This is a genomic window from Niastella soli (assembly GCF_017742245.1).
GTDB classification, from domain to species: Bacteria; Bacteroidota; Bacteroidia; order Chitinophagales; family Chitinophagaceae; genus Niastella; species Niastella soli.
This window is the reverse complement of the sequence record NZ_JAGHKO010000005.1, coordinates 340845-354268: the sequence shown is the minus strand read 5'-3', so window position 1 is coordinate 354268 and position 13424 is coordinate 340845. Positions and strand designations below refer to the sequence as shown.

14 protein-coding genes are annotated in these 13424 nt (G+C 42.9%); 9 read left to right on the top strand and 5 right to left on the bottom strand.

Translation table 11 applies throughout. The features are described 5' to 3' along the window. Positions 1-193 precede the first annotated feature (193 nt). Together J7I42_RS21940 and J7I42_RS21935 are read left to right on the top strand one after the other, a co-directional pair. Positions 194-3583: an ATP-binding protein gene (locus J7I42_RS21940; RefSeq protein WP_209141021.1), complete on the top strand. Its 3390-nt coding sequence runs from the start codon at positions 194-196 to the stop codon at positions 3581-3583. A gap of 4 nt (positions 3584-3587) precedes the next feature. Then, the gene (locus tag J7I42_RS21935) at positions 3588-4034 is read left to right on the top strand and encodes a response regulator (protein ID WP_209141020.1); all 447 of its coding nucleotides are present in this window, start codon (positions 3588-3590) and stop codon (positions 4032-4034) included. Positions 4035-4039: 5 nt separating this feature from the next. Here the strand turns inward: J7I42_RS21935 and J7I42_RS21930 are convergent, their stop codons facing one another. The 3 genes from J7I42_RS21930 to J7I42_RS21920 all read right to left on the bottom strand — a co-directional run bounded on the left by J7I42_RS21930 (position 4040) and on the right by J7I42_RS21920 (position 5991). Then, the gene (locus J7I42_RS21930) at positions 4040-4510 is read right to left on the bottom strand and encodes a hypothetical protein (protein WP_209141019.1); all 471 of its coding nucleotides are present in this window, start codon (positions 4508-4510) and stop codon (positions 4040-4042) included. A 3-nt stretch (positions 4511-4513) separates the two neighbouring features. After that, on the bottom strand, positions 4514-5398 hold the full coding sequence (locus J7I42_RS21925) for an AraC family transcriptional regulator (protein WP_209141018.1): 885 nt from the start codon (positions 5396-5398) through the stop codon (positions 4514-4516). A gap of 110 nt (positions 5399-5508) precedes the next feature. Further along, positions 5509-5991: a hypothetical protein gene (locus J7I42_RS21920; protein WP_209141017.1), complete on the bottom strand. Its 483-nt coding sequence runs from the start codon at positions 5989-5991 to the stop codon at positions 5509-5511. 388 nt (positions 5992-6379) lie between these two features. On the opposite strand from J7I42_RS21920, the gene J7I42_RS21915 reads away from it, so the two are divergent. The 7 genes from J7I42_RS21915 to J7I42_RS21885 all read left to right on the top strand — a co-directional run bounded on the left by J7I42_RS21915 (position 6380) and on the right by J7I42_RS21885 (position 10697). Then, positions 6380-6835, top strand: coding sequence for a hypothetical protein (locus J7I42_RS21915; RefSeq protein WP_209141016.1), 456 nt, complete (start codon positions 6380-6382; stop codon positions 6833-6835). Positions 6836-6941: 106 nt separating this feature from the next. Beyond that, positions 6942-7508: a hypothetical protein gene (locus tag J7I42_RS21910; protein WP_209141015.1), complete on the top strand. Its 567-nt coding sequence runs from the start codon at positions 6942-6944 to the stop codon at positions 7506-7508. 1 nt (position 7509) lies between these two features. After that, a complete protein-coding gene (locus J7I42_RS21905; RefSeq protein WP_209141014.1) occupies positions 7510-8157 on the top strand; it encodes a fibrobacter succinogenes major paralogous domain-containing protein in 648 nt (215 codons plus the stop codon). Between the two features lie 103 nt (positions 8158-8260). Further along, complete coding sequence (locus tag J7I42_RS21900) at positions 8261-8623, top strand: helix-turn-helix domain-containing protein (protein WP_209141013.1); 363 nt, start codon at positions 8261-8263, stop codon at positions 8621-8623. A 189-nt stretch (positions 8624-8812) separates the two neighbouring features. Further along, complete coding sequence (locus tag J7I42_RS21895) at positions 8813-9319, top strand: MauE/DoxX family redox-associated membrane protein (protein ID WP_209141012.1); 507 nt, start codon at positions 8813-8815, stop codon at positions 9317-9319. A gap of 79 nt (positions 9320-9398) precedes the next feature. Then, positions 9399-9605 carry a hypothetical protein gene (locus tag J7I42_RS21890; RefSeq protein WP_209141011.1) on the top strand — a complete coding sequence of 69 codons (207 nt, stop codon included), beginning with the start codon at positions 9399-9401 and terminating at the stop codon, positions 9603-9605. A 54-nt stretch (positions 9606-9659) separates the two neighbouring features. Beyond that, positions 9660-10697, top strand: a complete 1038-nt coding sequence (locus J7I42_RS21885; RefSeq protein ID WP_209141010.1) for a hypothetical protein — start codon at positions 9660-9662, stop codon at positions 10695-10697. Here J7I42_RS21885 and J7I42_RS21880 read toward each other — a convergent pair. Together J7I42_RS21880 and J7I42_RS21875 are read right to left on the bottom strand one after the other, a co-directional pair. Beyond that, the gene (locus tag J7I42_RS21880; RefSeq protein WP_209141009.1) at positions 10690-11967 is read right to left on the bottom strand and encodes a TlpA family protein disulfide reductase; all 1278 of its coding nucleotides are present in this window, start codon (positions 11965-11967) and stop codon (positions 10690-10692) included. The genes J7I42_RS21885 and J7I42_RS21880 overlap by 8 nt on opposite strands. Before the next feature lie 63 nt (positions 11968-12030). Further along, on the bottom strand, positions 12031-13407 hold the full coding sequence (locus tag J7I42_RS21875; RefSeq protein ID WP_209141007.1) for a RagB/SusD family nutrient uptake outer membrane protein: 1377 nt from the start codon (positions 13405-13407) through the stop codon (positions 12031-12033). Between the last annotated feature and the right edge of the window lie 17 nt (positions 13408-13424).

Genomic DNA, 13424 nt, shown 5'->3' with positions numbered 1-13424 from the left:
CTGATTTGATCTTCTGATTAATAAACATCCTCTGAACAAGCAATTTGGTTAAGCTGCCTGAATAAACTGCCTTCTGTACTTTTTGATTGAAACTCGGAATAGCCTGAACAGAATGGGTTACCAAAAAATTAACCTGTAATGGTATTTATTGTGCCAGCCTTACTGGTTGAACTTAAAAGTTTTATTCTGCATCATGAAAGAAGAGCTGAAAACAACTGATATTGAACATTATCCATTTTTGGCAGGTGGTGGAGAAATGGGCGCCATAATGCGTGCAAAAGACTGGGCTGAAACGCCGGTGGGCCCGGTAGAATTGTGGCCGCAAAGTTTGAAGTCGACAGTAAGAAACATTTTGAATTCAAAATTCGCCATGTGGCTTTGGTGGGGCCCTGAATTGGTTCAATTTTATAACGATGCTTACCGGCCCAGCCTTGGTAAAACCGGTGAAAAACATCCGCATGCATTAGGCCAACCGGGGCGGGAAACCTGGGGGGAAATATGGCCCATCATAAAACCCCAGATTGACCAGGTGATGGAAACCGGCGAAGCCACCTGGAATGTAAATCATTCTGTGCCTATTTACCGCAATAATATTCTGGAAGAAGTTTACTGGACTTATTCTTACAGTCCGGTGTATGACGACAATGATATGATTGGCGGCGTGCTGGTAACAGTAACTGAAACCTCGCAACAGGTGATCAACGAAAGACAATTGTTATTATTAAAAGAACTGGCCGCTAAAACCTTACATGCCCGCACCGCAAAAGGCGCCTGCATCCTGGCCATGGAGGCATTGGACACGAACCGGAAGGATATCACTTTTTCATTGATCTATCTGGTTGATGAAACAAATAAAAGTATTGAACGGGTTGCTTATACCGGCTTAACCGGAAACGAAAACCTGGCTCGTAAATCGTATAAACTTAAAGATTCTGTTTGGCCATTCGCCACCGTAATGGAAACCGGAAAACATGCGATAGTAGAGAATGCTGCTTCAACCCATAAAAGCGTTGTATTGCCCCTTTTAGTTGCCGGGCATTCCAAACCCCGGGGTTTTCTTATAATCGGATTGAACCCCATGCGATTGTATGATGAAAATTATTGCAGCTTTACCGAGCTCATCACGAACCACATTGCTTCGGCCATCGCCAATGCAGAAGTATATGATCTTGAACGGAAAAAAGCCGAATCACTGGCAGCGATCGATCGCGCGAAAACCATCTTCTTTAGTAATGTATCGCACGAATTAAGAACACCTTTAACATTGATGCTTGGCCCCCTTCAGGAGTTGATGAACGACAAACAGGCATCCCCTTACAGAGATATCATCAATATGGTGTATCGCAATGGCATCCGGTTACAAAAACTGGTGAACGCCCTGCTTGATTTTTCACGCATTGAAGCGGGCCGTTCTGAGGCAACCTTCTTCCCCACCCACCTGGCCTATTTTACGATGGAACTGGCCAGCAACTTCCGGTCGGCCATAGAAAAGGCTGGAATAAAATTTACCGTTGTTGTTCCGCCTACAAATGAAAAAATATTTGTTGACCCTGGGATGTGGGAAAAGATCGTTTTTAACCTGATATCCAATGCCTTTAAATTTACATTCGAAGGCGAGATCAGGGTTGAAGTGAAAGAGGACACACACCATGCTTTTTTAATTGTTTCCGACACTGGCATTGGTATAGCTGCACAAAACCTGGATTCTATTTTTACGCGGTTCAAACGGGTGGAAGGCAGCAGGTCACGCTCCATTGAAGGATCAGGCATTGGCCTGTCACTGGTACATGAGTTGGTGAAATTACATGGCGGATCGGTTGAGGTCCAAAGCCAGTTAAACCAGGGTACCACCTTTACGGTTTCTATTCCCAAAGGCAATCGTCATTTGCCTGCCGATCAAATACAACAAGTAGCAGCTGAAAGCCGTTTGGCCGATTTCGAAGCCTATGTTCAGGAAGCCGAACAATGGGTGGCTGATTTTGAAACGCTATCAGAACAGGCAACAGCGCCTGACAATGCAGACATAGAAAGAAAACCCCGGATCGTAGTAACAGACGATAATACCGACATGCGGAGTTATATTCACCGGTTGTTATCTGCCCGCTTCGAAGTAGTATGCGTGCCTGATGCGAAATCAGCATTACAGGCCATATATAAAGCCCCAACTGATCTACTGATCACTGACTTCATGATGCCGGGCATGGATGGATTTGAACTGCTGAAAAAACTAAAAAGCAACCCTGATACTGCCCGCGTACCGGTCATCCTCTTATCGGCCCGTGCCGACGAACAGACGCGGCTCGCCTGTATTGAAGCAGGTGTAGATGATTACCTGGTGAAGCCTTTTAATGCCAACGAACTGCTTGCACGCGCCTCCTCTATTATTTCATCACACCATACCAGCCGCGAAACTGAACGTCGTTTATACGAATTATTTATGCAGGCCCCGGCTTCCATTGCAGTACTTCGCGGGCCCGATCATGTGTTCGAATTATCGAACCCCATCTATTACCAGGTCATTGGGAAAGAACGGTCCATCCTGGGCAAACCCATTCGCGAGGCATTGCCAGAAATTGTTGACCAGGGTTTTGTAGAGATCCTTGACGAAGTGTACAGGACCGGCAAACCATTTTATGGTAATGAGGTACTGGCCCGGCTCGATCAGGAAGGCAGTGGCATCCTGAAGGACGTGTACTTTAATTTTGTTTACCAACCCATCCACAACAACAAGAATGAAGTGGAGGGCATACTGGTGCATGCGGTTGATGTTACCAAACAGGTGAAAGCCAAGAACCGGCTCATGGAAAGCGAAGCAAAATATAAAATGCTTTCCGAAAACCTGGAAAAACTGGTTAAAGAACGAACAAGGGAACTGGAAAGATCAAATGAAGACCTGCAACAATTTGCACATGTTGCCAGCCATGACCTGAAGGAACCTGTTAGAAAAATCAAGGTATTCAGCAACCTGCTGGAGACCCAGTTTGGCAATTCTCTTCCACCAGCCGGTAAATCTTATCTGCAAAAAGTTCATTCTTGCGCTGACAGAATGAAAGCCATGATAGAAGGGGTTCTTCAATATTCATCAATCAGCAATCATATCAGTGTAACTTCAGCGCCTGTTGACCTGAATGAAGTGCTTAAAGGAGTGGAAAAAGAACTGGAGCTGTTGTTACAGGAAAAACATGGCGAAATACAGGTTTCACCCATTCCAATGGTGGAGGGCATAGACATTCTGTTATACCAGCTGTTTTACAACCTGATCAATAATTCATTGAAGTTCTCGAAGGCCAATATACCTCCATTGATAGAAATTTCCTCCACCTCACATCCCGAAAAAAATACAGTAACCTTACATATAGCTGATAACGGAATAGGCTTTGGCTCCCAAAACACAGAAATGATCTTTAATCCGTTTACACGACTCCATGCAAAAGATGAATATGAAGGGACCGGCCTGGGCCTGGCGCTTTGCAAAAAGATAGTAGAACGCCATGGTGGAAAAATCACAGCCGTTAGTAAACAGGGGCATGGATCTGTTTTTCATATTACGCTGCCACTGGTCCAAAATAACAAGAATATATAGTTACATGAATAAAACTTATATCCTGGTTGATGACGACTCTGACGACCGTGAATTGTTTACGCTGGCGTTGCACAACGTTGCGCCAGCTATACATTTGCACTGCTTTAAAAACGGATCAGAGGCTATTCAACATTTAAAGACCTTCTCCACCACAGCCGACCTGATCTTTCTTGACCTGAACATGCCTGTAATGGATGGCTGGGAATGCATCACGCAACTTAAGCAGGACATATCGCTAAAACATATCCCGGTTATCATTTATACTACCTCTTCCAACGAAAAAGACATACAACGAGCCCGGGAAGCTGGCGCCAAATGTTATTTTATAAAGCCAGATGACTTTGCAACACTTAACAAAACGCTTTCACTGATCACGGAAAACGTACAGGCCAATTGTTTTGGCAGCATAGCAAGAAACGAAGGCCAACGCCAATTGGAGTGTTTTAGTTAACCCCTTCACCAGTTCTTTTCCTGTTCCTCGTTCATTCTTTCCAATTGTTGTGCTGGCGGGGTTCTCCAGTTATTATCGTACCTTACAAAGAACAACAGCCAACCGGTCCTTGCCAAACGCATTATGTAGGGTTGTGCGGCAATAAGAAACACCGAATTAAAAATGAGCCAGTAAAAGAACCGGTTATCATTGAGAGAAAATCCAATGATCACCCACCAGGCTATAAAAGTGGCCGCACTCAACGCTATCGACACCGCATAACTTACATAGCTCGATCCATAATAAAAACCTACCTCTATATTTAAGGGCTGCCCGCAAACAGGGCACACTTTGTTCATTTTCATCGTTGTCTTCAATGCATAGGGATTTTTGTGCTCAAACATATCACCCCTTCTGCACCGGGGACATTTGCATTTAAACAGATTGAAGATACTGGGCTTCTTATCTGCTGTTTCGATGTTTATAGTTGCTTCCATATACTAACTTTTTACATGTTGTTTTCTGAATATTTCCGGCGTTACCCCCTCATACTTTTTAAAGAACTTTGAAAAGTAGGAATTGTCCATAAACTGCAGTTCTGTAGCTATTTGGGCAATACTGAGCCGGGCATTTACGAGTAACCGCTTTGCCTCCAGCAATACCCTGTCCCGGATCAATTCCCCGGCAGAACGGCCGGTCACATCTTTGCAAAGCGCATTCAGGTGATTGGGCGTTATGTATAACATCGCGGCATAATCCTTCGTCAGCTTCTTTTCTTTATAGTGCAGATCGATCAACTTTTGAAAGTTGCGTAACACCACAGTGTTATAATTAGTAGTTTGTTTGGCAGTTTCTGAACCAGCATGCCGACTAACCAGAATGAACAATTGGACCAGAATGGTCCTTACCATATCATCCTTTAATACAGCTTCTGAATTCCCTTCCCGCACGATCCTTTCCAGTAAACCCTCCAGGGCTGGCCGTACCCCTTCAGGTAATACGATCACCTGTTCCTGAACAATGCCGGAAAAGAAATTGAATTGGTCCAGGTATCGGGGATTGGCCAAAAAATCGCTGAGGTACTGTTCTGAAAAATTCACGATAAAGCCTTCGGGCTGTCCTTCAAAGTCCCAGCTGTGCACCTGGCCAGGCACCATAAAATACAGCTGACCAGCTTCAACCGGAAAATGAACAAAATCTATGGAATGACTCCCCCCGCCGCCTGCGAAATAAACAAGTTGATAAAAAGAATGCTTATGCGGAAACCGCAGGTCTTTATGTTCTTCCAGATAATGGGGAAAGTGATCTGCCATGAAGTCTTTCGGCGAAAACCGCGACTCCTTTAAATTATGGATACTGTAAACTGGCAGCTGCTGGTGTGACATGGCCTTTAGTTATGACACAAAGCTATAAAAGACCTACCAGCGCCAAGGGTGATTTTTATGGGTTTTATGGTACTTTTTACTGATTGGAGGATTTGCGGGGGTAAACCGTCTTAGGGTTTCGTTACCACTACGGCCACCGAACAGGGGCTGTTGCCAAATGTAAGGTTAAAAGGGAAGATCCCCGCAAGAATAGGCTTACCAACCGCCTGAAGGGTAATTACCTGAGCACCAGTGTTTGTGAAAAAACCCGTACCTACAAATGAAAACCCATCTTTACTCGCGGTTGAATAGGTCCAGTCGCCAACTGTTGTAACATTTACCGTAACGGTTAACAGCGCATCAGTGCCCAGAATTGTACCAGCTTCAATAAACCCTGTTACCACTGCATCGGTACAACTGTTACCAGCGGGCACCAGGTTAAACACCGCCGATCCGGTGGAATTGTTGCCGCCGCCACCGCCACCCCCGGGTATGCCACCCGAACCGAGGGTATCCTTGGACAATTCCTTTTCACAACCAAGATTTCCTAACAGCAATAGAATAACCAGAAAGCAATTCAGGAGGGATGTTCGGCTATTAAACAGGCTGGCCATATAAGACAGTGTTTTGGGGTTAACGTACTATACAAATATAACAAATGGGGATGAGGCAAAAAAACGGGTAAAAAGGCCGGTTTCCGGCCCCTACGCAGCCAATCAACAACCGCTTTTATAAATCCTTCCGGTTACCCGGCCTGCCCTTTTTTTGCAAAACATGTCGTTTTCACATTTAAATATAATACGTATTCGTCTATACACCATGCACACACGATTTGATTAGCAACCCTAACAGGATGGTACGGGTTGCTTTGTAACTACCCTATAACTTACATTTAGTTTACTGGAAAATATTTGCAAATAGTATCCACAGACGAAGCCGAAAATCTTTAAGAGTAGGCACCATTAATTAAACCGATTGCTTTTATGAAAAAAACACGAACGCTTGCATTGCTTGGATGCATGGCAACCGCGGCTATGCTTGCTGCCGCTGGTTGTAACAAACAAGTTGAACAAAAACCAGAACAGGACCAGGGAACAGAACCAGTCAAAGAACGGTTCCGTAGGTACGGTTACCGGAAGCTATAACAACAATGGTGGAGGTTATGCAACCTTCCGCGTGGCCAACAGCAATGGGCCCAATGTAACCTGCACCAAGGTATACTCCCGCAACAGTGGCAGAGGCTTCTTCAGCGTCACTGGCAGCAATGGCACTACGGTAAGCACTGTTGATATTGCCAATTCAACCAGCCATGGCATTTTCCTGGAAGATGCGTCTAATACCCGGGTTAATGCCGGCACTGTATCAAACGGCCATCCCAATGTGCAGCACGTGCGCACTTCCAACTGCCGTACAGCAGTCAATGGCCAGGTGTATACGGCAGCCAATGGCTCCTGGTAATTAATTACACAACCACATAGGCACATATTACACATACGATTCACCCCTGAAGAAACCATATGCGTGCTATCGTGCTTATGTGGTTCATGCTATAATAATCGATTGTATGGTCCGATTCTTTTGGATAATTCTCATTAGTCTTATCCCTGCCTGTAAACAACCCATTACACAAAACTCCCTGGCCGCTACTATTCCAAACTATACAACACCCGCCCCTGCTCATTTGCCTCAACCACTAACAGACTATTTTAAATCCACCTTTCCGCAATGGCGTGTTGTGGAGAAATCTGATTTTAGTACTACGTGGTGGTCATTTTACGACAGCAGTTACAACCCCTGTTGGGCAAGGACCGACATCAATGACGACCAGTTGGCAGATTATGCTGTGTGGCTGAAAAACAATGCTCAGTATAAGCTGGTGATCTGTATGGGCGCCACAACGAACTCATTCACTCATTATATTATTGATGATATTCACACTACAAATAATAATGGCGAACACCAATTGGAAACAGGCGTGGCGGTGGCGCCGCCGGCCCAAATAGATGTAGTATTGCCGCATATACAATCGCTGGTATTACAATCGAATGGCTTTGTCCTGATGGAACTGGAAATACGGACACGCATTTATTACTGGCAGAACGACAGCCTCCAAACATTTTATATGAAATAAGATGAGAAAAAGGATCAACTATCTTTTATGTATTTCTTTGCTGTTTATGGGTTGCGATAACAGTGTTTCCCGCGACTATGTAACCGACATAGATGGCAACAGCTACACTACTGTTACCATTGGCAATAAAGTATGGATGGCCCAAAACCTACAGGTAACCCATTACCGCAATGGCGATCCCATCCCTCCCCTGACAGACAATACCACCTGGAGCGCCAGCACACAAGGTGCGTATTGCAATTACAACAACGACACCAGTCTGGTTCACGCTTATGGCCGGTTATACAACTGGCACGCCATCAACGACCAACGAAACATCGCGCCTGAAGGCTGGCACATACCTTCCGATGAAGAGCTCAACTGCTTAATAAGCTGGCTGGAAAAAGACACCGCGTCTGCAAACAAATTCAAACAGCCTGCATTGGGCGGGTATCGATTTTATGGCGATGGCAGTTATCATACGGCAGGCTTCAATGGCTATTGGTGGTCAACTAACAGAAGCTTTGAAATGTATAATTGGAGCCCGCGCCTGTTCAGTGCCCTGGCCGATGTGCAACGAAACAAATATGAAGAATATTACGGTTTATCTGTTCGTTGTGTCAAAGATCAGCATAAGTCATCGATAACATACAAACAATCAATTTACTAACTATAACGTATAACGCTATTAACATTATATGCGCAATATTTAAATATTAAATGTACTGTTAAAACAAGTTACATTTGTTCACCACATAAAATCAAACCTTACCATGAAGTTATCAAACAATGACCTGCACAAGATTGCGCAAGTAAAAGTCATCCTCGAAAAAGAATACAGAAGCGTTAATACCCAGGCGGAGCTGGCCCGGCGGGTAAACACCAATGAAAGCAAATTGCGTAAAGCGTTTAAATTAGTAAATAATATCACCATCAACGACTACCTGATTGGCGTGCGTATTGAGAAAGCAAAAGAGATGTTGGAAACAACCGATGAACCGGTAAAAGTGGTAGCATTTAAAGTAGGATACGACGTAAGTAACCTGGTAAAACAGTTTAAAAAAACAACCGGCATGCCGCCTATGGAATGGCGAAAGAAATTTTTAGGCAACAAACTCCACGCCCTCTTCCTTTAGCCGTCATAAAAGAAAAACCGGATTTGCCAGGAATTTAACCGGATTCGCCAATCTTCAGGCCTTAACTTGCACGAAGTACTGGGAATAACCAGTCCTTTCACACTCCTTTCAGCTGTTATAAACCTGCGTCTGTAAAAGCCTTCTTTGCAAGAAAGCACGGTACCCTTTAACCATAATACATATATTTCAATGAAAAAGGAACTGTTAAGTAGCGGGTACTTGACCAGGGAAACTATTTTTCAAAAACGGAGTATTTTTTCCTGGTTAAGCAAAAACATGATCGTGGAGATCATTTGTTCATTGTTGATCATCCTGTTCATCTATTCTTCGTTAAGCAAGCTCTCTGCATATGAGCGTTTTTCCGTTCAACTAAGTAAATCTCCATTTATTACTTCTTATTACAAACTGGTTGCCTGGAGTATTCCAGGCGCTGAAATAGTAATTGCTTTTTTACTGGCCATAAAACGGACCCGGCTTATTGGGTTATATGCCGCCTTCTTTTTGATGAGTTTATTTACCGCTTACCTGCTGATCATGTTGAACTTCAGTTATTACATACCGTGTTCCTGCGGGGGGGTGCTGGAGTATCTGTCGTGGGAGCAGCATATTGTGTTCAATGGGTTTTTCATAGTTATTGCCGGGGCCGGCGTTTTACTGATCTCGAACAAGATCAAATCAAAAAATATTTACGCGTAATTAGGGGATACCGAAAACCTAAAACAGAGTAGGTACAACAAACTAAAATTTACTGTTTTAACCAAAACAGCACCCAGTTATGAAAAAAATTAAATTATCATTAGCGGCTCTTGCCCTGGTACTGGCCATTGCCGGAACAACTTCTGTAAACGCAACCAAAGCGAAAGCCGAAACTCCCTGGTGTAGCCAGGTGGACCCGAACGCATGTCCAAACCAGGTTGAAACTGCTTGTTGTCTGGATGATGCTACATGGGAAGTAGTTGGTGAAAGAGCAAAACCACATTAATTTGTAAACTAGCCACCGGCCCTTTGCCGGTGGCTAGTTTTTAATCTATTCAATATGCAAAACAAAAAACCTATAGTAATTTTAATAACTCTTTTTTTTTCATCATTTGCCATTGTAGGATTACTTGCCTTTTTATCAAAGAACGTAACGGATAAAAAAAATGGGTTTACCCGGCGATTACTCCCTACCATTTTACAAGCCCGAAAACGACAAACATTCCCTTCCATGATCTACAGAATTGCCGGATCAAGAGCAGGTAAATTATATTTACAAGGCAACAACCCCTATTTGGTATATACAACCAACCTTTCATTAGATTCAGTAACAAGCATACCGCTCTCTATACCGCCTGATAAAAAAATAAGCTCCGGCACCCGCCAGTACCTTAACGGGCAGCACCTTTATATCTCCTGCAGAAATTTGCCTGGCATTATAGACTATGACCTGAATGCTCAACAATCAAACAATCATATACTTCCTTACTATTACAGCAAGGAAGCCTGTTTTTCAGAAGACCGGTTTATTTTACGGGCAAAAGACCGGAAAACAAAAGATCCTGTTTTTGTAAAAATAGACCTGAATATACCCAATGCAAGACAGGAAGATCATTTTAGTGAAAAAAAGGACAACAGTATTTTCTCCACCGATGGGATCTTATATTACGACTCAACCACACACCTGGCCTGCTATACCTACTTTTATCAAAATGGCTTTATATGCATGGACACCAACCTGAATGTAATAGTAAAAGGAAAGACCATTGACACCATTACAAAAAGGGAAATAGCAGTAGCGCATGTAGGGTCATCTGTAACGATGAAGCAACCGCCCCAATTTGTGAATGACATTGGCGCCGTAGCGGAAGGAAAACTTTTTTTACGATCAATGTTAAAAGCTGACAATGAGCTTCCGTTAGATTTTGCAGAGAATACCGTAATCGATGCTTATAGTGTTACTAACGGAAACTACATTGCCAGCTTTTACATCCCTCCCTTCAAAGGGAGCAAACCTTTTCAATTTCATGTAATTGGCAAAAAATTATATGCCATTTATGGTAAAACAGTGGTTGAATATGATCTGCCACCTATTTGACCGGGTCCCTGATGATCAGCATTTTTATTGACCGGTCCTGGTATTCAAGTCTTAATCCATGTTTCTTCAATGCTTCACTTAACGCATTGATATCATTCATTTGCACATCTAAAGCAATCGTCACATTTTCTGTAATACCAGTTTCATCAAGTACTATTTTATCCTGGTTATAATGATAAATTAAATCAAAAAATCTATCAAAGGGAAGATTTGTAACCGAACTTCCTCCGGCGTTATAGCTTATATTTGGCTTGGAGGCTTTATCTACCTGAATTCGGATACTTTTATCCGCCGTCAGCACCAGACATTTTTGCATCCTGTTCTCCAAATATACATTGGCGCCAAACATTCTTTTCAGGTCATCCTGCATTATTTTTAAAATATCGTGCTGCCTGTCTTTAGGCACCCACAGCTCATAACAAAAGGTATTGTCAATTTTCCATTCATTAAAATTCGCATCTTTTGGCATCCTGAATTTTTCAGGATGAGCCGACTCAATCACCACTCGGCTATATGGTACTTCCCCGGTAGAATCACCAAAGGCCATTTGATATAAAGGGCCTATTGCTGAATTCGTTGCACGCAGGTGTGTTCCAACCTTTGGAAGATAAGAATGAGATGAGGTTTTGCCTTTTAAATATTTCGTAAGAGAGGAATTAAAAAGTACGTTATTACTGTCCATTTCATTGGCGACAGTGACAATATATCTTTTAACGTCAATAAAGGAATGTTTCTCTACTTCCGGCAAATGAATCTCCTTCTTATTAATAAAAGCAGCCACATTTTGTTCCGTAAGCTGGGAGTAATCGGTAATTGCTTTTACATACCCCTGGGCATCTATCCAAACATAGGTACCCAATTCCTTTATTTGAAAATACTCGAACGCTGCCCGTTTAATTGCACAGGTTAATACCAGTGGCTTGTTCGCTTTTTTCCTGGTTTCATAAAACTGGCTGACCTTTTCCAAATTGTCTGTAGCCACCAACAACACCCGAAGGGAATCACCAAACCGCGTTTGAAAATTTTCAAGAATAGGAATATCCTTAATACAGGGCAAACAAAATGTTCCCCAAAAATCAATGATAACAGGCTTTCCCTTCCAGTCGGCCAAGGCCAGTTTCTCCTTTTTATAATTGACCAGCGTATCAAATAAAAAATTGGGACACAATTGATTTACCCGTGACGAATCAGTTTTAAACGTATTGACAGATTGGGTTTTAGCTGTGCTTACCAATAGGACCAACCCTATTATAAAAAGTAGTTTTTGCATCTCATAAGGTTTATAGCATGGCTAATAATATAAAATGGGTACGGATTATAAGCTCTGAGCCATCTAACGGTCATTTTGCGTCATACCTGACAAGGAAATAACATCAGGAGGGATGGACAGTGCATAGCGCAGGTCATTAGGGGGTAAAGAATATTGTTGACCATTTACAGTCCTGGTTAATGTTATATTATCCCCTTCACTATTCAATCTTCTTAAATCAAGCCATCTTAACCCACGGAATGGGGTTTCCTTTCTTCTTTCCCGTAAGATGATGGCCAGGGCATCCGTAGCACCAGCCGCAGTAAAGGGAACAAAGGTGCCGGTTTTCCAACGTGCGATCATCAACTTATTCAGATCGCTCATGGCTGCAGCCACATTCCCGGTCCGGGCATAACATTCCGCCCGGGTAAGGTATACCTCATCGGTGGCAATACCACCAAATGCTTTACTTGTGGTACTGGCGGTACCGCCTGTATAGGTGCCGATAAAATTCATTTGTCCCGGGCTGCCTGCTTTATAAAACAAGGTCTTTCGCAGATCATTGTTATCATAACTTTTATACAGGGTTGAATCAACAATACAGTTAACACCCAGGAGACCCTGCAGGTCATCGGATATAGTAGCCTGAAAAATAACCTCCTTGTTAAGTCCGGGAATGGGAAAGTTAACTGTTGACTTTAATGTGTTATAGTCCAAGATCGAATCAACCTTTTTCAAACAGGAGTCTGCATACATCAATGCATTGGGATAATCCTGCATCACCAGGTATATTCGCGACAACAAAGCATACGCAGCCGGTTTTGATGGCCGTTGTTTATACACCGGAACATCCGGCAGGTAATTCAATGACCCTTTCAGGTCTTGTACAATCTGCTGGTAGGTATCCTTTAAACTGGCCCTTACAGATTTATCATTGGGATCAGCATTCAGGCGCAATGGAATGCCTGCATTATCAGGGAAGGTTAAACTATACGGCCTGGTATAGATCTGCGATACATTAAAAAACGCCTCCCCTCGGAAATACAAAGCACTCCCTTTTACATTATTCCATTCCATTGTTGACTTCCTGATTGATTCAACATCGTCAATGCCATCTAACACTATATTTGAGTAAAAAACCTGGCGGTAAGAGTAATTCCAGTTGACGTTATCAGTAGTGCTGTTGTTATAGATGTCAGCATTCCACATATAAGCACTTTTATTATACGGGGTCCATGTTTGCCAACTAGTATAAGGAACATAATAATTATCAGCACTGACTTCCCCTATTGACGGCCGGTTTTCATTCATATTTGTCGTATAGTCTAATAATGCCTGAAAATCTTCGACAGTATTTGGCGTGTCCAGTGATTTATTGGATTTGATCTCAATCCAGCCTTTTTTACAGGACACAGTGATCATACTCACCAATACAAACAACAGTAATTTATATTTAAGCATGTTATAATTTTTATTGA

Excerpts from the sequence above, each read along its gene's own strand:
- J7I42_RS21880 (WP_209141009.1), bottom strand. The coding sequence starts at position 11,967 with ATGCAAAAACTACTTTTTATAATAGGGTTGGTCCTATTGGTAAGCACA.
- J7I42_RS21900 (WP_209141013.1), top strand. The coding sequence starts at position 8,261 with ATGAAGTTATCAAACAATGACCTGCACAAGATTGCGCAAGTAAAAGTC.
- J7I42_RS21935 (WP_209141020.1), top strand. The coding sequence starts at position 3,588 with ATGAATAAAACTTATATCCTGGTTGATGACGACTCTGACGACCGTGAA.
- J7I42_RS21940 (WP_209141021.1), top strand. The coding sequence starts at position 194 with ATGAAAGAAGAGCTGAAAACAACTGATATTGAACATTATCCATTTTTG.
- J7I42_RS21895 (WP_209141012.1), top strand. The coding sequence starts at position 8,813 with ATGAAAAAGGAACTGTTAAGTAGCGGGTACTTGACCAGGGAAACTATT.
- J7I42_RS21905 (WP_209141014.1), top strand. The coding sequence starts at position 7,510 with ATGAGAAAAAGGATCAACTATCTTTTATGTATTTCTTTGCTGTTTATG.
- J7I42_RS21925 (WP_209141018.1), bottom strand. The coding sequence starts at position 5,398 with ATGTCACACCAGCAGCTGCCAGTTTACAGTATCCATAATTTAAAGGAG.
- J7I42_RS21920 (WP_209141017.1), bottom strand. The coding sequence starts at position 5,991 with ATGGCCAGCCTGTTTAATAGCCGAACATCCCTCCTGAATTGCTTTCTG.
- J7I42_RS21890 (WP_209141011.1), top strand. The coding sequence starts at position 9,399 with ATGAAAAAAATTAAATTATCATTAGCGGCTCTTGCCCTGGTACTGGCC.
- J7I42_RS21910 (WP_209141015.1), top strand. The coding sequence starts at position 6,942 with ATGGTCCGATTCTTTTGGATAATTCTCATTAGTCTTATCCCTGCCTGT.
- J7I42_RS21930 (WP_209141019.1), bottom strand. The coding sequence starts at position 4,510 with ATGGAAGCAACTATAAACATCGAAACAGCAGATAAGAAGCCCAGTATC.
- J7I42_RS21875 (WP_209141007.1), bottom strand. The coding sequence starts at position 13,407 with ATGCTTAAATATAAATTACTGTTGTTTGTATTGGTGAGTATGATCACT.
- J7I42_RS21885 (WP_209141010.1), top strand. The coding sequence starts at position 9,660 with ATGCAAAACAAAAAACCTATAGTAATTTTAATAACTCTTTTTTTTTCA.